The sequence below is a fragment of the Arthrobacter rhamnosi genome (genome assembly GCF_054510975.1).
The window spans coordinates 180,238-196,981 of the sequence record NZ_JBTNDN010000006.1 but is presented as its reverse complement, the minus strand read 5'-3'; the positions used below and the strand labels follow the sequence as shown (position 1 = coordinate 196,981).

Sequence of the window (16,744 nt, the reverse complement as noted above, 5' to 3'; positions counted from 1 at the left end):
CTTCACGGAGCCCCAGGCTCGGCCTGATTCGTCACCGTCAGCCCTCATTCCAACGTCAGCCATCTCAACCGAAGTAGCTTCCAGTCCTCTGCTGCCTCCTCGGCATGCATCGGCATGTTCGAGCTAAATGGGGAAGCCCTACTCCAGTCTCGACGAGCTGAAACTCTTCAGGAGTCCCTGGAAGCCCACAGTCGCCCGGACGGGATCACCAGCAAAATGAGTGCGACAGTGTCTCCTTCAATTGCCTCACCGCAACCCGTCTCGCAAGTTGGACGGCTTGGTGTTTTCGGAATTCCGACTGTCGCCTGCAGTGCGGGTGATGTTTCCCCACGGTCCACTCTTTGCGACGGGCCGCGGGTAAGGGCGGGAAGGACAGCGTCATGACCGGCGTATTGCTCGGCACCCGTATGAGCTTGTAGCACGAAGACCTCTGTCCGCGGCACAAAACGGCTTCGCCTCGGAACTTGACCTCCCCCTGCTCTCCTATGATCAACTGATCAGCAGGCTTAGTAGTTGGTCAAGAAGTCGGCTGCCGCTGAGCCTATCGGGCAGGGGTCGGTGTTTATCGGTGAATCAGCCCGGCTCCTGCCCCCTCGCCCTTCCGGCCTGGCTTCTCCTACACAAGGGGCTCTCCTAGCTTGTCATTACTCCTTCGGGCGCGGTGGGCGAACCTCGTATCGCGACTGGACAGGAGAACTGACCTTTGGGCTGCCTCGTGATCGCCCCCTGGACAGCACAGCGTTTTGTGTTCCTGTTAGTCTGCTGTTCCAGGTACGGGGTAAGACGCTAGCTCGTTCCATCTCCGTCGAATGGTTCCCATGCCCTCCACCGTTGGGTCTTCGCCCTTATCCGCGTCCGCGTCCAGTGTCGACTACTTCATTGACTGCCCTACCGGCACCGTCGAGCATTACTTCGCCGATGACACCTACAACTGGTCGGACGAGCTGTACCGGATCCACGGGTACGAGCGCGGCGACATCGCCCCGACCCTTGAGCTCGGCATGTCCCACTTCGACCCGGAAGATCGGGGCGCCGTCCGGGCGTTCTGGACCAAAGTCACCACCACCGGCGGGCCGTCATCGGTTTACGCGTCCCTTCGCGACCTCAACGGTCACACGCATAAACTCCTGATCTCCGCGGACCTCATCCACACCGAGGACGAGCAGCCGGTTGGGGTATGGGCGCTGGTGGTGGATCTCACCCACTCCATCCACGTCGATACACACAAGATCGCCAACGAGGCAGTCGCCGCGTCCGCACTCAGCCGGGCCGTGATCGAGCAGGCCAAAGGGATCCTCATGGGCCGTGCAGGCCTCAACGCCGCCGAAGCATTCGAGCGGATCAGCTCCTACAGCCAGCGCACGAACCGCAAAGTCGTCGTCATCTCCCAGGAAATCATCGATCGCGCATTATACCTGACACGCCAGGTCTCCCACCAGTCCTCGCCCGACGCGATGATTGACCTCTTCCAAGCGCTCTAAACTACAGCGACCAACGCCTCATAGCACGGGCAATGACCACCGGTTTCCGCCACCATCGCGACACTTGAGATGGGCGGCAGCTCCCCGGTGATCCTGACAGGACTCCGGATATGGGGAAGGCCCGCTCATATGAGCGAGCCTTCACCATGTCAGAACACTGATCAGTGCTGATCAGCGCTGGTGGAACTAGTGTCCGGAGCCGTTGACGTCGTTGACGCGGGTAGCGCCGGTGGTGCGGACGTGATCGACGTGTTCCTTCTTGTTCCTTTTCAGGAGGCCGGCCAGGCCGAGAAGGCCGAGCAGGCCCCACAGGCCGGCGTCGCCGCTGTCGTCGGTTTCCTGGGTCTGCTCGGTGGCAGGGGCCGTTTCTTCCGCGGCGGTGGCAGGAGCTGCCACGCCCATCAGGACGGCGAAGGACAGGGCTGCAGTAGCTGCGCTCGTGCGAATCATTGCTTCTCCTTGAAGTCAGGGAGGACCCCCTGATGGAGACCCAATTGGTAAGCCTACTTTCTATTTCCGGATTCGGGTGTCATACATCGTGGTATGGCGTGGCGAAAAGCCCTGCTCATAGCCTGAGTCGTGGCATTCGTTGCGCGAGGAGATGTGGAACGCATTGCTTCACCACCGCGCGCATAAAGCGCTCGTCACGACGCGCACCTGTGCGTGAGAGGGCTACGGTTCCGTAGAAGCCTCACCTGTGATGAATCGAGGTGATGCATTATGGGGCGCGCGTACCGGCGATGGTCTCGGTTGTTGCAATCAGTAGGGCTGCACCGATGAGCGCGATGATGAGCCCTCCAAGGTTCAGGTCGAAGAGCACCCCAGTACCCACCAGGGGTGCGGTGAAGGCGCCCAGGAGTGATCCCACAAGTCCCAGCACCAGTGCGAGGAGCAGACCCAGGCGCTGCTTCTCCGGTTTGATCAACCGGGAGAGAGCACCCACGAAAAGCCCGACGACGGCGAACTCAATCATCTATCACGCTCCCTCCTGATGCGATCCGGTCGGATCTGGACCTGCGTATTCAAGCGTGCTTGTTTCAGGATCCGGAGAATAGCTTGTCGCGCTCGGCTTTACCGAGCTGCTCGAAGCCGCCATCGTTCATCGCTTCCTGGTAGACCTGCTCACCGGCGCTTCCGGCGTCGATCTTTTCCCTGATGGTTTCCTGTCCCGCTTCCATGCACGCTTCGAAATCCGACGCAGACACCTTGTCGCCGCATGCACTGGTGGCAGTCAGAAGCACACCAGCTACGACCAGCCGGACGGTCATGGTTGAGCTCATCGGTCAGAGCCTAGTCCGCGAGCACGCTCACTCCCCGCGTCCTGTGACGTGCAGGATCAGGTTGCACAACACGCCTTAACCCCTTACCTGGAGGACTCATCCGGCCTCTGGTGCTGTGATGAAGTATCAGGTCAGGCGCTGCCGTTCATACACCCTCATGACGAACTCCACCTAGGTCTCATCCATGACGGACGAGGCACCAGAACCATATGCAGGTCGTCAGTGCGGTGACTGAACGCTCAGCACCCCTTACTTGTTGCGGTAGGACTCCTCATCCACTCCCATGCTGAGGTAGCGGTATATCATGGCACGGCTTGCCCCAATGATTTCTCCGATGTCGGCGGGAGCGAGCCCCTGGGCTTTGAGATCCCGGGCTCGTCTTACCCTGGCATACTCAGCGGTAGCTTCCCGCCGGCCGGCCTTCCGCCCATGTTCCGCGGCTGCAGCCATACCTGCACTGGTGCGTTCGGCAAGCTGGTCACGCTCAAGCTGCGCAAAGGCGGACATGACGGTGAGCATGGCCCTACCCATCGGTCCGGTAGTACTGATGCCCTCGGTCACACTGCGGAAGTGCACGCCCTTCTGCTCCAGATCATCGATTAGGGCCAAAAGGTTGCGGGTGTTCCGTCCCAACCTGTCCAGCTTCCACACCACAACCTCGTCACCCTTTCGCAGGTGATCGAGCAACTTGTCGAGCTCGGGTCGGCTAGCTTTGGTCCCACTCACCCCGTTGTCGGTGAAGATCCGGGCGCAGCCCGCCGCGGTAAGCGCGGCATGTTGCAGGTCAGCGTTCTGGTCCAGGGAGCTGACCCTGGCGTAGCCGATACTTCCCATTCCTACGCCCCTTGTACTCATCAAAGGCTTTGTCTCCTGTTGTTGAGAATAGCGCAGGTGAGACACATTGCTGAGATAACATAGGAGCACCACATTTCCCGCCGATACTGGGCCCGTCCAGGTCGCTCGAGAGCTCACGACTCGATCCAATCAAAGGATCCTTTGCTCGGATGCGTTGCGGGCATTGCATGTGCAGGAGAGGCAGTAGATTCGGTAAGTGTCCCTCCTCGCGTTTCCCGTTGTCGTGGCGGTTCTGCTGTCTGTCGTGATCCCCATGATCGTCGGAGCGGCCGTCCGCCGAAGCGACCGGAACGGTCGCGCGGGGGCTCGCCCGAACCCAGACGCGGGGGCACTGTTCGTCGTGAAGAATCGTCGCTGGCAGTCGGTCCTGTTCCGTGTGGTCGGCATCGTCTTCCTGGTCATTGGCGGTTTCTTCACGCTCGTCGCGGTTGTGGAATCCGAGCAGATGGATGGGCCGGGTCCCCTCATCAGTGCGGCCGCAATCATGGTCGCCGGATCGCTCTTCGTCCTCCTCGCCATGGGAATCCGCCGGTTCCGAGTCGACGCGTTCGACAAGCACCTGACGGTCCGTCCCTGGTTCCGAGCGATGCGGGTCGTCCCACTGACCGAGATCGGGTCAATCGGCCCGTCACTCAACCAGTTAGACGGAATCGCCGTGAAAGACGCGAACGGCAGGACGCTCTTCACTGCGACCAAGATCAGCATCGGCTACGACAACATCGTCGCGTATCTGCAGGAGCGCTTCCCCCGGCAGCAGACCCCCAACCCTGCGGCGCCCAGCGACGTCGAGCCCTGGCAGGGCACAACCCTTCGAGCCCAGTGGATCCAGCTTCCCCGCGGGCGCAAGGGCACCTTGGAGTCGGGCGTTCTCCTCAGTGCTGGAGAAGTGGCCGGGCGCATGTACGCGAGCGAGCTCATCAACCTGCTCAATCACCGGATCGGCATTGTAGAGTCCACCACCTTGGATCCCCTCGTCTTCCTGTGCTGGCCCGACGCAGCATCCCCGTCGTCGGTTGTCTGGGAGTCCACAAAGAACCTACCGGCCGACTCACTGGCCCTCCTCGCCGACCCCATGGACAGCGGCCCCGCCGCCGTGCTCACCGGAACCGAACTCACCCACTTCTCAGAATGGATCACGGCGCTTCCCCGCAAGCCCGGCCCAAAAACACCCGTCCCCTCCTAAGAATGTGGCTCAACTACTAGAGGAGTCAGCTTCATCGCTGCGACTCCCGATCCGCCGTCAAACCTGCGTGAGCGTCCAGGTAACGAACCCGCTGGACGTCATTGGGATGACGACCGTTTCCGTAATCAGTTCGAGGGCACCTCCGATTCCGGTGAACCCCCGGTGTCGGTCGTCGGCAGGGCCTTCGGCTAATCCATCCGCTCGAGTTGAGGAGTGGAGGTCATTGTGTCGCCGGCCTGCTGCGAGGGCTCGTCGCGAGGGTCGGTGTCGGTGCGTTTGTTGGGTTTCAGCTCACTGAAGAGGGCGCTGGCGACGATGAATATGGCGCCTACGATCGCGATCGGGGGGAGACGTTCACCGGCGATACGGCCGACGATGGCAGCCCAGACGGGTTCGGCGGCGTAGATGATCGTGGCCCGTGTCGGTGAAACTGAGTTCTGAGCCCAGTTCATGGTGAGCTGGATGAGGCAGCTCGCCGCACCGAGGGCAACGGCTGAGATCACCCACACCCACGAGAAAGTCGGCAGCTGCTCTCCAACAGCGGGCATCGTCAGGAACCCAAGTAACCCCGCGACGAGAAGCTGCACGACGGTCACCCGGCCGAGGTTGACCTTGCCGGCGAACCAACCGATGAGAATGATCTCCGCGGCGATCGGGAGAGTACTGACGACCGTCACGATCTCCCCCGCCCCAAACGAGAAACTGGCGCTCCCTGGGTCAGCGAGCAGCATCAAACCGGTGAAGGCGAGCACGACACCGACCCAAGTAAAAAGTCGTGGCGGCTTCTTGAACACGACCCACTGCAGGACGGGAACGAGGGGGACGTAGAGCGCGGTGATGAAGGCGGAGGTACTGCTGGTGATTGTCTGCAATCCGACGGTCTGCAACCCGTAGCCGAGGAAAATCATCACTCCGATCGCAGCTCCCGCCACTACTTCCTTCCTCGTGAGGCCGGGGAGAATCCGGGCGAAGATCAGCGCGCTGATGAGGCCGGCGGTGACGAACCGCAGCCCGACGAAGAACCAGGGTCCGCTGTACTGCACGGCGATATGCACGATGAGGAACGTCGCCCCCCACACGGCAGTGACGAGGACGAGGGCGAGCTCCTGGCGGGAGAGCCAACGCTTACAAGTTGGTACGTGCAACATGATGCACACTTTATGGTGCAAAATAGTGCACATGCAAACGGGAGAAACATCGCAGGTCCTGGCCCACGCAGGGGCGAACGTGCACCGTTTCCGGGTTGCGGCCAATCTCAGTCAGGTCGCCTTGGCGGACCGGGCCGGCATCAGCCGAAGAACGATCATCAAACTCGAATCAGGCGAGGCGAATATCAGCCTGACGGGCCTGGATCATCTGGCCGACGCGCTGGGTGTCACCTTCGTCGACCTGGTCGCCGCCCCCGCGGCGGCCCACGCTGACATCCGCGAGCTCGCTTGGAGAGGCCGAACCGGCGGCTCTGCGGTGCTGCTGGCCTCGGTCCCCGCCACGAAGGACGCCCAGCTGTGGGCATGGGTGCTGGAGCCCGGGGACCGTTACGACGCCGAACCCGACCCCGAAGGCTGGTCCGAACTGCTCATGGTCTCTGAAGGATCCATCCGTGTGGAGCAGGAACGCGGAGACGTCGTACTGACTGCGGGTGAGCACCTCGCCTTCGGCACAGCACAGCAATACTCCTACGTCAACGACGGCCATCGCCGCGCCCGTTTCACGCGGGTAGTCGTCAGCTGACTGAGCACACGCTCCGATTCCCGACGCTTGTTCTCCTGCCCAGGAACCGGCGGTAACGCCCGCACGAGGATCCTCATTCAAGCACCGTGGGCTCGAGTCGATGAAGGCGCGCCACGCAAGTAACGAGGACGACCCCGCTGTGGTCGAATGGTCGCTGCGCCGGACTCCTGGATGTCCTGCTTCGAGGGTCTGCGCGTTTCCACACGACGCTCGTGGTAGACACCTAGGAGACATTCATCGTCGGAGGGTCCAGTATGCGCAGCCGATGCCGTCGACGCGATAGGCAATTCAGCAGGGAGATCGCTCAGTGACTGCCCCGAGACAACGCCCCACTACATTTCGGGGGCCCACCATCGTGGCGGTCCTGCGTCCGGTTGTCCGCCTGATTACGGTCTTGGGCGTCGTGACCGCTATTGTCGCAACGTTCTTCGATACTGCGTCGAGGACGCCTATCAACCCGTTGAACTTTTTCGGGTTCTTCACCATGCAGAGCAACATCATGACCGCGTTTGTCCTCCTCGTTGCGGCAGTCATCGAACTGGGACGGCGGTCGAATCCGGGCTGGTTGGTCCCGGTGCGGGCGGCGACGACGACGTACATGGTCGTCGTGGGCATCGTCTATAACCTGCTGCTAGCAGGTCTGGCCGGCGGGGTCGACCTGGCCTGGGCGAACTGGGTCCTGCACGTCGCGTTCCCGGTGTACGCGTTTCTGGACTGGCTCCTGAATTCCGATCGACACCGGCTTCCCTTCACGACAATCGGCCTGATCCTTGTGTACCCACTCACCTGGTGCGCAGTCGTCCTCGTCCGAGGAGCCACGGACGGATGGGTCCCGTACCCATTCCTCGACCCGGCGACCGGGTACGGGTCGGTAGCTCTTTACGTAGTCCTCATCGCTGTTGCGTTCACTATTTTCGGGGCCCTGATCATCGCCATCAGCCGGCTCCGCTTGCCATGGACGAACCGCACATCCCACACCAGGTAGCTGCACTGCCGGAGGTTGGTTGAGGTGAGGGCGCGTGGGAAGTTCACCGGCGGGAGCACGAAGGCGGAGTGTGGAGCGTAACGGTGCGGGCCGCTCCTACGCTAGGCCAGCGATGCTTCCTGAGGTGGTGTCGCCATACTGCGCACATGGGTGAGGATCGGCCGTAACTCGCTCTGGCGCACATCACGCAGCGAGGTGATCGAACGCCCAACACACCATTCGATCACTGTCAGACGCTCGTGCGGGGTGATAACCCGCGCGTTGTAAAGCGCCTGCTGCAGCATGAGGATCTGGCGCTCACGCAGCGGGCTATCAGCAGAAAGGACGGACAAGGAATGCACGGGATGCAGTGCGGTAATCACGTTCATGGTTCGAGCCTAGGCTCGGCACCACAACGGCCAGCAGCAGATCGGCGTGCCCCACATGAAAGCTGCGTGAATACTGCACCCGAGGACCCTGTTCCAGGCTCATCATGAGGCTCGCCCGGTTTCACCGTAAACCGGCGGGCAGAGCGGGTGCCGGCCTTGCCCCCCGCCAGGTTTTCTCGTTCTCCATCAGAAGGCGCGAATGGCTTCCGGGTGGCGTTCCCTCCGGGCCAGCCCGCGAATCACCGGCAGGGCTCCGTGCCGACGAACGGCGACTTCAGCCAGGACAATCGCAACCTCGTCATAGGCGTCCTGCGGGAGATCCTTGCTGCTCTCCTGGCCGACGCTGACCGCAAGGTCATCGAGGTGTACCACCAGTTCCACGAGTCGCGTCCTCAGGTACTCCTCCACCGTGATCACAACGCCCTGCAGGACTTCGACCCGCCGGCCCATGGTCGATTCATCCAGTCGCTGGTGCAACCCCAGCCGCGAGCGTCCCACCTCCCGCGCAAGGGCGGACGCCCCCACCCTGGAGGTATCCAGTGATCGGGCGCGGACGCTCCGGTGGAACCCGCTGTCGACCGGGTCATGATCACCCAGCACGGCGGTGATGTAGCCCGCGGCATCAGTGGCTTCAGTAGTGGTCGACGGCTCGGGGGCGTCCAAGTACTTCTCGACCGTCAGCACGCCCCTCGCCAAGTGCCCGGCCAGGCCTGCCACGGTATAGCCCTCCAGAGCACTCTGGTCCTCCCAATGCTCTGCGACGGCCGTGCTGCCGAGTACGACTTCGACGTGCTCCGCTGCTGCCAGGAAGGCACCAAGGATGCCTGTCGATGCATTCCGCATACATGAACTCCCATCGGGCTGCGCCTCGCTGCTTTCCGTGGCTACTGTCCCCCTGTTGGGATCGGGAGGCAAGATGCACGCCTCGCCTGCGCGGGTCGAAGGAGGCCCTACTCCCCCGCTCGGGCCCGAGGTCGGTCGGCAACGTCAGGAGGAACAGCATTCCGGGGGCGTAGGGATCCGTTACCGACGCGCTTCCTCCCGGCGTGACGACAGCCCACTCCGCGTCTCGAACCGGTGGACGCCGTTCACGACCACCAGACAGGTCTGGTTGCTGAGCAGCCCGATCGGGTCCTCGGACAAGGGGTCCGCCTGCAGCACCACGAAGTCCGCGAGGAACCCGCGCTCGATGCTGCCCTCCTGATGCTCCGCCCTGCAGGAGTATGCCGCATCCCTGGTGGCGTGGCGCAGGGCTGCCTCGAGGTCGAGCGCGTACCGGGGAAGGTTCGCCGGCAGGGACTGATCCAGCGCGGACTTCCGGGTCGCTGCAACGTACATGTTGGGCAGGGGCTCGTGGGGGGCGGTCGGTGCATCGGTGCTCAGCGCAAGGGTGGCCCCGGCGGCAATGAATTCCGTCCACGGGTAGGCCCTGTCTGTTCGCTCATCTCCCAGCATGGCCTGCCAGTTGTGCTGGATGGCGGGGTCGGCATGGACGGGTTGCATCGAGGCGACGACGCCGAGCCGGGCCAGCCGGACCACGTTCTCGGGTGTCACGGTCTCCAGGTGTTCTATCCGGTGGCGCCGGTCCCGGGGTCCGTTGATCGCATATGCCGCTTCCAGCGCGTCCAGCGCGATATCCGAGGCCTCATCGCCAATGGCATGGATGGCGATCTGGAGTCCGCCCGCATCTGCTGCCGCGACGACGGGGATCAGTGCCTCCCGATCCCAGATAGGGTCGCCGTTCGTTCCATCGGCGTACGGTTCCTTCATCGCCGCGGTGCAGCTGTCGATGACCCCGTCGAGGACCAGTTTGATGCCGACCATCCTGAGGGTCGGTGAGTTCACCGAGTCAGCCAGCTCGACGGCACGGTGCACCTGCTGGAGGTTCTCCTCCACGGTAGGCCGGTGGTGGACGAACCAGTGTCCCTTGATCCGGAGGGGCAGCTCTCCCCCGTGTCGTGCTTCCGCGCGAAGGAAAGCCTGCAGGTCGTCGTCCTCCACGGCCATGTCCACAACGCTGGTGACGCCGCTGGCAAGGTAGTGACTGATCGCGCTCTCGAGCCAGGAATCCCTATCGGCGTCGGTGGCTCGCCGGGCCAACGCGGGCCAGACGATCTGTTGCGCAGCCGTTTCGAGAAGCATCCCTGTCGCTTCTCCGGTCTCCGGGTCCCGCGTGATGGATCCTCCGTGGGGATCCTCGGTGTCCGCGGTGATGCCGAGCTCTGCCAGTGCTGCCGTGTTCACCCACACCGAATGCAGGTCGTTGGCGTCGAGGTAGACGGGGACGTCCGCGACGGCGGCGTCGAGCATCGCCCGGTCGGGAGCGGCGCCGCCCAGCGCGCTGTAGAGCCAGCCGCCGCCCAGGATGCGTGGGGCCCCGGGGTTCCGGCGTCGCGCCTCCTTCACCGCTTCCTGTATCTCGGCCAGCGATGATGCTCCGCGGAGCTGCACTTTCTGCAGGGATTGCCCCAGCATGAGCAGGTGACTGTGCGCGTCGACGAATCCTGGTAGGAGAAAACGGCCGCCCAGGTCGATCTCACGCATGTTCGCCGTGTCGGCCCGGTCGCTGGCCTGATGGCCGGCGTCATCAGGACGGACGGCGTGGATCCTGGTGCCGTCGACGACGACGGAGCCCTTGATCACCCCCTGAGGAGTGAGGATGGACGCATTGGTGTAGGCGGTCTGCTGAAGTGGCACGGGAATCCGTTCTGTTGTCAGGCGATGGCTGCGCGGGGGGCATCGGTCTCCGGCGTCGCGTCCGGCACGAGAGCCTTTTCTCTGCGCAGGGACTCGCGCGAGACGGCTACCAGGGGACCGAGGACCAGCAGGGTGATGCTGCCGAGAATGATGCCCAGGGCCGGGTAGCCCAGCGCTGAGGAGACCGCGGTCCCGAAGAGGGGTGCGAAGGAAGAACCGACCAGATAGACGCCAAGAATGGGAGCCGACCAGCGGCCCGTCGGATCCAGCGCGGCGGCGATGGCGATGACGTAGAGGAACGCCACCATGTAGACGGTGTTCCAGATGATGATCACCACCAGGTACAGCTGGGGATCCGTGATGAATCCGGAGGCGATCTTCAGCGCTGCACCGATGAGGAGAGCAGCTGCGAGCGGGACTGTGCGGCCGAGCCGTTTGCCTGCAACGCCCACCAGTGCGGAGGCCAGGAGCCCGCCCAGGGTCGAAAGGCTCAGTACCAGGCCCATTCCTGCTTCATCGAGGCCGGCTTGCTCCGCGCCCATCACTGCTGCAACGGCCCAGAGCGAGTCCTCACCCAGTGCCCAGATGGCGAAACAGGCCAGGAGTACGACGCCGGCGATGGCTCCGGTTCGTGGGCTCTCGGCGGGAGCCGCCGAGCGGGCAACACTGCGGTGCGGCGTAGCGGCCGGACGGTCCGGCAGCCACCCCGTGGTCACGAGCGCCGCGAGTGCCAGGCATGCCAGGATGCCGAAAGCGCTCGCCATGCCCAGGCCGACGGCGGGGATGATGAACAGCACGACGGCGACAATGGCCCTGTTGGCGAACCCGCTGATGCCCGATGCCCGGTCAGGGTCACGCAACGCAGCAAGGGCCGCTCCGCCTGCAGCTACCGCACCGCCGCCACCGATGCCGCCGATGATGATCCCGGCGGCGGCGATCGTAGGGTCGGCGACCAGGGCGGCCGCACCGAACCCCAGGGCCGTCAGTGCCAGGCCCGCCCGTGCGACCACATAGCGGCCGCCGAGGGCGGTCCAGCGGGAGGTAGCCAGGCAGGCAAGGGCGGACAGGAGCAGGCAGGCCGTCATGAGGGTGCCCGCTCCGGTCGGGCTGAACCCCAGGTCGGCCAGCGCGACGATCATGACGGGGACCAGATTCGCGGTCATGAATCCTACGACCGTGATCCCGAAGGTGGAGACAGCCCGGGAGGCCGTCAGTGGAACCCGGACGGTGGCGTCAGGGGGTGTTGGCGTACTTCCCACGGCGTGCTCCATTCAGTGATGGCCGTCACTCCAAATGAACGGCGTTCATTTAGTATCGACGCGGGGAGCGCCGGGAGCAATAGTTTTTGAAAGCCTTTCAATTAACTTTGGATTTCACCCGTGTTGCGATGCCGGCGATCAGTGCCTCGAGGCCGAACTCGAAGGCACGTTCGACCCGCTCCGGCGCCGACGGGCTGGCTCGGACCGCCCTCGTCAGGGCCGGGTACTGCTCGGGTTCCGGTCCCCAGACCTCATCAGGGGCGGTGAAGTCGAGCGCCGCGCCCAGGGCGAAGTAGTCGACCAGCGAGAGGGCTGGAGCGACATCGGCGGCGTCGAGGCCGGACCGCTCCAGGGCGAGCGTCAGATCCTCATACATGGCGATGACCTCGGCCGCCCTCACCGTCTGGGTCACCAGTAGGGGTACCAGCCGGGGGTGCGGAGCGAAGCAGTCACGATAGCCGCGGATGAGGATGCGCAGAGCCTCGTCCCACGGGGCGTCAGCGGTCGATGGGGTGGGATTCGAGCTGAAGAGGTGGGCGCGGAGGAGTTCCACGATGTGTTCGCGGCTGGAGATCCGGTTGTAGAGAGAGGACTGACTGACGCCGAGCTCGCGGGCAATCCTCGGGAAGCTGAAGTCGCCCGTCTCGTCGACGAGCTTCAGCGCTGCCTCGACGATCCGCTCGACGGACAGGAGGGTGGATCGGGGGCGTGGCATGGACGGTCTCCTTTTAGGCCCAAAGTAGCAGTCAGGCAACCGGCGGCAGGGCGATAGCGCCTGAACGGCAGCAGGGCATCTGCACGGCATGCGAAGTCCTTGCCGGGAGCACACTCAGCGCACAGCCGTCGCGCGGCTATGCTCTCGCCATGGACCAGCAGCTGCACTTCGTCACCGTCGCCACGCGGGATCTCGATGCGGGACGGTCGTTCTACCGGACGCTGGGCTGGACGCCTGCACTGGACGTTCCAGGCGAGATCATCTTTTACCAGGTGGCACCCGGCTTGCTGCTGGGGCTCTTCCGCGACGACAAGTTCGCCCAGGACGCGGGGCTCGATGCCAGGCCCGCGCCGTCCGGGGTGACGCTGTCCCACAACGTCGGCAGTCCAGCCGACGTGAACCAGCTCGTCTCGGCGATGGCGGCCGCGGGCGCGACGATCCTGAAGGAACCTCGGGACGGCGCTTTCGGGGGCATCTTCCACGCACTCGTACGCGATCCGAACGGCATCGTCTGGGAAATCGCCCACAATCCGGGCTGGCACGTCGGTGAGGACGGCATGGTGGGCATCGGCTGACGCAGCGTTCACGGCAGGGACGAGCTGCTCCGGCTACGGGTCACATTGCTTCGCATTCGTCCCACCGCTGCGTTCTCTGCCTATAGTCGTTCCAGCTTCAAGAGATGCGGTCGCAAAGCTCCGACTGGACCGCGCACCAACCCCATGTTCCTGGGTGGTTCGGATGACGAAGCGGCCTTCGCCTCGGCATGACAGTGCTGGTCCGGCGGAGGCAAGAGCACGTCGAAAGGACTCGGTCCACCCATGCCACGTCAGATCGCCTTCAACCTCTTCGAGATGAATTGCGTGGGCCATATCTCCCACGGCCTCTGGGTACACCCCGAGAACAACCGGCACCGCTTCAACGATCTCGACTTCTGGACCGAAACGGCGAAGATGCTCGAGGCAGGGCTCTTCGACAGCGTGTTCCTCGCCGATGTGATCGGCACCTACGACGGCCCACGCGGTTCGACCGCGGTCCCTTCGTCGCCATCGGCACTCCCGGCGAGGTTGCCGACGAGATCGAGCGGTGGGTCGAGGGCACGGATCTCGACGGATTCAACCTGCGGCAGTTCCTCACGCCCGGCACCGCCGAGGACTTCATCGAACTCGTCATCCCCGAACTCCAGCGACGAGGCCTGTACCGGACGTCCTATGAGGAGTCGACCCTCCGCGAGCGCCTGTTCGGGGCGGGCAACACGAGGCTGTTCGACCAGCACCCCGGTGCGCGGTACCGCAACGGCGCCCACCTCGGTCCGGAGGCCGACACCCTCGATTCCGGCGCCGTCGAGGCCGGGAGCTTTTCCTACGCCTAGGTGGAATCCCCCGACGACCTGCCGGGGAGTCCTCCGGGTGATTGCCCCCTCGGAAGGAATGTCGGCGGAAGTGAACCAGCGCCGGGGACGACCGAGGCGAACCGGAGGACCACGACCGGATACCGTGGGGGCATGATGCCCGGCTTCCGGTATGACGTGGAGATCCTGCACCTGCTCGTGTCGGGGGCACACGCCTACTTCGGTCGGGCGCGGGACGGAGCGGCCGACGTCGTGACCATGGACGCCGGGAGCGTCGAGGTCGTCGCCGGCAAGGGGATCGTGGGAGACCGCTTCTTCGGCAAGGCGGCCCACATGGATGCGGCGGTGACCCTGTTCGCCATCGAGTCGCTCGAGGCGATAGCGGCAGAGCTCGGCGCCGATCCCTTCGATCCGCTGCTGCCCCGCCGCAATCTGGTCCTGCGCGGCGCTGAGCTTCCACCCCTCATCGGGCAGGACTTCGTCCTGGAGACGCAGGCGGGAAGCGTGGGGTTCCACGGAGGCCGGCATGCGCATCCCTGCGCCTGGATGGATCGGGTGCTGGCGCCCGGCGCCCACAAGGCGATGCGGGGCAGGGGCGGGCTGCGCTGCAGACCCCTCGACAGCGGGACCCTCTCCCGCGGACCCGCGGTCCTGGTCAGCCCGGTTCCCCTGGACCCGACGCAGGCCGGCAGCGCTTCCGTGCTGAGGCCGAGCCGGCTCCCCTGACCGGAGGCGCCGAACGCGACGGGACCGCTAGTTCGTGAACCGGATGTCCGCCGTCTCGCCGACGCCGGCAGCCCGGCCGGGGGCGGCCTGGTACTGCCAGTACAGGTTGGTGTGAGCGATGACCTTGTCCGGCGAAGGGGCACCCCACGCGCTCTGGTCCTCGGTCGTGTGGGCGTCGCCCACCAGCGTCACGTCGTACCCCCGCACGAACGCCCCGTGAATGGTCGAGCGGATGCATGCGTCGGTCTGGGCGCCGGACACCACCAGCCGACCGACGCCTGCCGCTGCAAGAACGTCCTCGAGGTCGGTTCCCTCGAACGAGTCACCATAGCTCTTGTGCACGAGCGGTTCGGACGGGAGGCGCTCGAGTTCGGGGACCAGTTCCCAGGGATCCGAGCCCACCTCGAGGTCGGCATCGGCGTGCTGCACCCAGACCACCGGGACACCTGCGGTGCGTGCCTTCCCGACCAGGGTGTCGATGTTCGCGACGACCGCATCGCGGTCATAGGCATCGGCGACGACGCCGTTCTGCACGTCGATGACGAGCAGCGCTGTCCTCGGGCGGTTCTGCAGGGTCGTCATGGCTGCTCCTCATGGCCTTCTCGAAAAGGGCTGGGTAGCTGCACTGCGCACCCCGCCGACTGAGGAAAGAGTACGTCGCCGGGCTGCCGCAGGGAGGAGCAATGCGGACAACCCGGTTCCGCAGCAGCAGGGGCTGCCGAGGAACCGGGCCTGTGCGCACGGCGCCGACCAGAGGCCTGGACGACGCCGTGCAACACAAGGCCGTCCGAGGCAGAGCTCTCCGGAGCCTCCGGGTGGTGTTCCGCTTACCGGTGTCCGCCGATGATGCCCAGCTCCACGGCCTTGGCTGCGCCGTCCGCCTCCGCCTGGGTGAGGGAGCCGTCCGTGACTGCGGCATCGAGACGCTCCTGAAGGGCAGCGGCTCGTTTCTCCTGCTGCTCGGTGCGGAGTTCATCGAGGGCGGTCTGCACCGTGGACTCGTCCAGTCCCAGTGCCTCCGCGAGCGAAGCAGCCAGAGCGGCCTGCATCGCCTCCCGATCAGGCCTGGTTCCGTCGTCGTTCCCGGCCCGTGCCTCGTCCCGAAGAGTCTCCAGCGCGTCGCTGACTGCCGATTCCTCCACCCCGAGCTTCTCCGCAAGGCGTGCCGTGTCGACCCCGCCGCGGCCGTGGCGACCGAAGCCGCCGCCGTGGTTCTCGTCCCCCGGAGCGGCCGACGCGCCGGCCGTGGGTTCGGGCGTCCCCGTCGTTGCCGCAGAGGCCATACCGGTGACCCCGAGGCTCGCTCCGGCCACGAGGGCAGCTGCACTGGCGCCCAGTGCGATCTTCCTACGCTGAATCATCGTGTCTCCTCGATCCGCTCGTTCCGAGCGGTTGCAGTGAAGGGCCCACACGGCCCAGGACCACTGTCACCGCTGCGCTTGTGGCCCACCTTTCCCGGCGCTGTGTGCGCGCTGTGCACGGAGGTGCTGGGTGCGGACATCGACGAGGAGATCGGCCTCAGCCGCGAACTCCGGGCCGCGCTGCTCGAACCACTGCTGGATCCTCGGGTCGATGCCGGGGCGGTAGGTCACTCGCCCCGGTAGGCGGCTTCAAGGGCTGCGATGTCCAGCTTCCGCATGCCCAGCATGGCTTCGAGGGCGCGCTGGGCGCCCGCGGCGTCCTCGCCGCCGATCAGTCCGGGCAGCACGGTCGGAACGATCTGCCATGAGAGTCCGAACCGGTCCTTCAGCCAGCCGCACCGGCTCTCCTCCCCGCCCTCGGCCAGCGCGGACCAGTAGTGGTCGACCTCCGCCTGGTCCGCGCAGGCGATCTGGAAGGACACCGCTTCCGTGAAGGAGAACTCGGGACCGCCGTTCAGGGCGACGAACGGCTGGCCGTCCAGGTCGAACGACACCGTCAGCGCCGGATCGTCCGGTCCCTGCCCGGTGCGGGAGACATCGACGATGCGAGAGTTCCTCACGATCGACGTGTAGAGCTGCGCGGCTTCCTCGGCCTGGCCGTCGAACCAGAGGCACGGAGTGATCAATCCCATCGGAGGTGTCCTTTGCTCGTGCCGCGCTGGCGCGCCGGCTGGTGCCCGAATCTAGCCCACGGG

Annotated in this window: 21 protein-coding genes and 1 riboswitch; of the genes, 7 read left to right on the top strand and 14 right to left on the bottom strand. The window is 64.9% G+C overall.

Annotation, left to right across the window (positions count from 1 at the left end; genetic code table 11):
* Positions 1 to 818 precede the first annotated feature (818 nt).
* Positions 819 to 1,481, top strand: a complete 663-nt coding sequence (locus tag ACX80J_RS14385) for a PAS and ANTAR domain-containing protein (protein ID WP_459348218.1) — start codon at positions 819 to 821, stop codon at positions 1,479 to 1,481.
* Positions 1,482 to 1,667: 186 nt separating this feature from the next.
* Here ACX80J_RS14385 and ACX80J_RS14380 read toward each other — a convergent pair whose 3' ends face one another.
* From ACX80J_RS14380 to ACX80J_RS14365, 4 genes are all read right to left on the bottom strand, one after another.
* Positions 1,668 to 1,931, bottom strand: coding sequence for a WGxxGxxG family protein (locus ACX80J_RS14380; protein ID WP_459343178.1), 264 nt, complete (start codon positions 1,929 to 1,931; stop codon positions 1,668 to 1,670).
* A gap of 268 nt (positions 1,932 to 2,199) precedes the next feature.
* A complete protein-coding gene (locus ACX80J_RS14375; protein WP_459343179.1) occupies positions 2,200 to 2,454 on the bottom strand; it encodes a GlsB/YeaQ/YmgE family stress response membrane protein in 255 nt (84 codons plus the stop codon).
* Positions 2,455 to 2,518: 64 nt separating this feature from the next.
* Complete coding sequence (locus tag ACX80J_RS14370) at positions 2,519 to 2,761, bottom strand: hypothetical protein (protein WP_459348217.1); 243 nt, start codon at positions 2,759 to 2,761, stop codon at positions 2,519 to 2,521.
* 249 nt (positions 2,762 to 3,010) lie between these two features.
* Positions 3,011 to 3,595 (bottom strand): recombinase family protein, encoded by a 585-nt coding sequence (locus tag ACX80J_RS14365; protein ID WP_459348216.1) that lies wholly within the window; start codon positions 3,593 to 3,595, stop codon positions 3,011 to 3,013.
* A 217-nt stretch (positions 3,596 to 3,812) separates the two neighbouring features.
* Here ACX80J_RS14365 and ACX80J_RS14360 point away from each other — a divergent pair, with 217 nt between their 5' ends.
* The gene (locus tag ACX80J_RS14360; protein ID WP_459348215.1) at positions 3,813 to 4,799 is read left to right on the top strand and encodes a hypothetical protein; all 987 of its coding nucleotides are present in this window, start codon (positions 3,813 to 3,815) and stop codon (positions 4,797 to 4,799) included.
* 188 nt (positions 4,800 to 4,987) lie between these two features.
* Here the strand turns inward: ACX80J_RS14360 and ACX80J_RS14355 are convergent, their stop codons facing one another.
* Positions 4,988 to 5,947 carry a DMT family transporter gene (locus ACX80J_RS14355; protein WP_459343182.1) on the bottom strand — a complete coding sequence of 320 codons (960 nt, stop codon included), beginning with the start codon at positions 5,945 to 5,947 and terminating at the stop codon, positions 4,988 to 4,990.
* Positions 5,948 to 5,978: 31 nt separating this feature from the next.
* Here ACX80J_RS14355 and ACX80J_RS14350 point away from each other — a divergent pair, with 31 nt between their 5' ends.
* Complete coding sequence (locus tag ACX80J_RS14350; protein WP_459343183.1) at positions 5,979 to 6,530, top strand: helix-turn-helix domain-containing protein; 552 nt, start codon at positions 5,979 to 5,981, stop codon at positions 6,528 to 6,530.
* Positions 6,531 to 6,933: 403 nt separating this feature from the next.
* Complete coding sequence (locus tag ACX80J_RS14345) at positions 6,934 to 7,515, top strand: Pr6Pr family membrane protein (protein WP_459348214.1); 582 nt, start codon at positions 6,934 to 6,936, stop codon at positions 7,513 to 7,515.
* A gap of 101 nt (positions 7,516 to 7,616) precedes the next feature.
* On the opposite strand, the gene ACX80J_RS14340 is transcribed toward ACX80J_RS14345, so the two are convergent.
* The 5 genes from ACX80J_RS14340 to ACX80J_RS14320 all read right to left on the bottom strand — a co-directional run bounded on the left by ACX80J_RS14340 (position 7,617) and on the right by ACX80J_RS14320 (position 12,554).
* A complete protein-coding gene (locus tag ACX80J_RS14340) occupies positions 7,617 to 7,883 on the bottom strand; it encodes a hypothetical protein (protein WP_459348213.1) in 267 nt (88 codons plus the stop codon).
* Between the two features lie 186 nt (positions 7,884 to 8,069).
* Positions 8,070 to 8,726 carry a maleylpyruvate isomerase N-terminal domain-containing protein gene (locus ACX80J_RS14335; RefSeq protein ID WP_459343186.1) on the bottom strand — a complete coding sequence of 219 codons (657 nt, stop codon included), beginning with the start codon at positions 8,724 to 8,726 and terminating at the stop codon, positions 8,070 to 8,072.
* Positions 8,727 to 8,906: 180 nt separating this feature from the next.
* Positions 8,907 to 10,580 carry an amidohydrolase gene (locus ACX80J_RS14330; RefSeq protein ID WP_459348212.1) on the bottom strand — a complete coding sequence of 558 codons (1,674 nt, stop codon included), beginning with the start codon at positions 10,578 to 10,580 and terminating at the stop codon, positions 8,907 to 8,909.
* Between the two features lie 17 nt (positions 10,581 to 10,597).
* Positions 10,598 to 11,851 (bottom strand): MFS transporter, encoded by a 1,254-nt coding sequence (locus ACX80J_RS14325; protein WP_459348211.1) that lies wholly within the window; start codon positions 11,849 to 11,851, stop codon positions 10,598 to 10,600.
* Positions 11,852 to 11,936: 85 nt separating this feature from the next.
* Positions 11,937 to 12,554: a TetR/AcrR family transcriptional regulator gene (locus ACX80J_RS14320; protein WP_459343189.1), complete on the bottom strand. Its 618-nt coding sequence runs from the start codon at positions 12,552 to 12,554 to the stop codon at positions 11,937 to 11,939.
* Positions 12,555 to 12,703: 149 nt separating this feature from the next.
* Here ACX80J_RS14320 and ACX80J_RS14315 point away from each other — a divergent pair, with 149 nt between their 5' ends.
* The 3 genes from ACX80J_RS14315 (at position 12,704) to ACX80J_RS14305 (ending at position 14,628) form a co-directional block, all read left to right on the top strand.
* Positions 12,704 to 13,129 carry a VOC family protein gene (locus ACX80J_RS14315; protein ID WP_459343190.1) on the top strand — a complete coding sequence of 142 codons (426 nt, stop codon included), beginning with the start codon at positions 12,704 to 12,706 and terminating at the stop codon, positions 13,127 to 13,129.
* Between the two features lie 95 nt (positions 13,130 to 13,224).
* A riboswitch (SAM riboswitch) is annotated at positions 13,225 to 13,353 on the top strand.
* A gap of 57 nt (positions 13,354 to 13,410) precedes the next feature.
* The gene (locus ACX80J_RS14310) at positions 13,411 to 13,923 is read left to right on the top strand and encodes a hypothetical protein (RefSeq protein WP_459348210.1); all 513 of its coding nucleotides are present in this window, start codon (positions 13,411 to 13,413) and stop codon (positions 13,921 to 13,923) included.
* 132 nt (positions 13,924 to 14,055) lie between these two features.
* Positions 14,056 to 14,628 carry an MOSC domain-containing protein gene (locus tag ACX80J_RS14305; RefSeq protein WP_459343192.1) on the top strand — a complete coding sequence of 191 codons (573 nt, stop codon included), beginning with the start codon at positions 14,056 to 14,058 and terminating at the stop codon, positions 14,626 to 14,628.
* Between the two features lie 27 nt (positions 14,629 to 14,655).
* Here the strand turns inward: ACX80J_RS14305 and ACX80J_RS14300 are convergent, their stop codons facing one another.
* The 4 genes from ACX80J_RS14300 to ACX80J_RS14285 all read right to left on the bottom strand — a co-directional run bounded on the left by ACX80J_RS14300 (position 14,656) and on the right by ACX80J_RS14285 (position 16,681).
* On the bottom strand, positions 14,656 to 15,210 hold the full coding sequence (locus tag ACX80J_RS14300; protein WP_459343193.1) for a cysteine hydrolase family protein: 555 nt from the start codon (positions 15,208 to 15,210) through the stop codon (positions 14,656 to 14,658).
* A gap of 245 nt (positions 15,211 to 15,455) precedes the next feature.
* Entirely contained in the window at positions 15,456 to 15,989 is a 534-nt protein-coding gene (locus tag ACX80J_RS14295; protein ID WP_459343194.1) for a hypothetical protein, read from the bottom strand.
* Positions 15,990 to 16,055: 66 nt separating this feature from the next.
* Positions 16,056 to 16,220, bottom strand: coding sequence for a hypothetical protein (locus tag ACX80J_RS14290; protein ID WP_459343195.1), 165 nt, complete (start codon positions 16,218 to 16,220; stop codon positions 16,056 to 16,058).
* Positions 16,217 to 16,681, bottom strand: a complete 465-nt coding sequence (locus ACX80J_RS14285) for a VOC family protein (RefSeq protein ID WP_459343196.1) — start codon at positions 16,679 to 16,681, stop codon at positions 16,217 to 16,219. Before ACX80J_RS14285 ends, ACX80J_RS14290 begins: the two co-directional genes overlap by 4 nt.
* Between the last annotated feature and the right edge of the window lie 63 nt (positions 16,682 to 16,744).

Bases quoted from the DNA above. Each gene is read 5' to 3' on its own strand.
- ACX80J_RS14355 (WP_459343182.1), bottom strand. From the start codon at position 5,947: ATGTTGCACGTACCAACTTGTAAGCGTTGGCTCTCCCGCCAGGAGCTC.
- ACX80J_RS14335 (WP_459343186.1), bottom strand. From the start codon at position 8,726: ATGCGGAATGCATCGACAGGCATCCTTGGTGCCTTCCTGGCAGCAGCG.
- ACX80J_RS14285 (WP_459343196.1), bottom strand. From the start codon at position 16,681: ATGGGATTGATCACTCCGTGCCTCTGGTTCGACGGCCAGGCCGAGGAA.
- ACX80J_RS14370 (WP_459348217.1), bottom strand. From the start codon at position 2,761: ATGAGCTCAACCATGACCGTCCGGCTGGTCGTAGCTGGTGTGCTTCTG.
- ACX80J_RS14300 (WP_459343193.1), bottom strand. From the start codon at position 15,210: ATGACGACCCTGCAGAACCGCCCGAGGACAGCGCTGCTCGTCATCGAC.
- ACX80J_RS14350 (WP_459343183.1), top strand. From the start codon at position 5,979: ATGCAAACGGGAGAAACATCGCAGGTCCTGGCCCACGCAGGGGCGAAC.
- ACX80J_RS14385 (WP_459348218.1), top strand. From the start codon at position 819: ATGCCCTCCACCGTTGGGTCTTCGCCCTTATCCGCGTCCGCGTCCAGT.
- ACX80J_RS14375 (WP_459343179.1), bottom strand. From the start codon at position 2,454: ATGATTGAGTTCGCCGTCGTCGGGCTTTTCGTGGGTGCTCTCTCCCGG.
- ACX80J_RS14305 (WP_459343192.1), top strand. From the start codon at position 14,056: ATGATGCCCGGCTTCCGGTATGACGTGGAGATCCTGCACCTGCTCGTG.
- ACX80J_RS14320 (WP_459343189.1), bottom strand. From the start codon at position 12,554: ATGCCACGCCCCCGATCCACCCTCCTGTCCGTCGAGCGGATCGTCGAG.
- ACX80J_RS14380 (WP_459343178.1), bottom strand. From the start codon at position 1,931: ATGATTCGCACGAGCGCAGCTACTGCAGCCCTGTCCTTCGCCGTCCTG.
- ACX80J_RS14315 (WP_459343190.1), top strand. From the start codon at position 12,704: ATGGACCAGCAGCTGCACTTCGTCACCGTCGCCACGCGGGATCTCGAT.
- ACX80J_RS14325 (WP_459348211.1), bottom strand. From the start codon at position 11,851: ATGGAGCACGCCGTGGGAAGTACGCCAACACCCCCTGACGCCACCGTC.
- ACX80J_RS14295 (WP_459343194.1), bottom strand. From the start codon at position 15,989: ATGATTCAGCGTAGGAAGATCGCACTGGGCGCCAGTGCAGCTGCCCTC.
- ACX80J_RS14340 (WP_459348213.1), bottom strand. From the start codon at position 7,883: ATGAACGTGATTACCGCACTGCATCCCGTGCATTCCTTGTCCGTCCTT.
- ACX80J_RS14365 (WP_459348216.1), bottom strand. From the start codon at position 3,595: ATGGGAAGTATCGGCTACGCCAGGGTCAGCTCCCTGGACCAGAACGCT.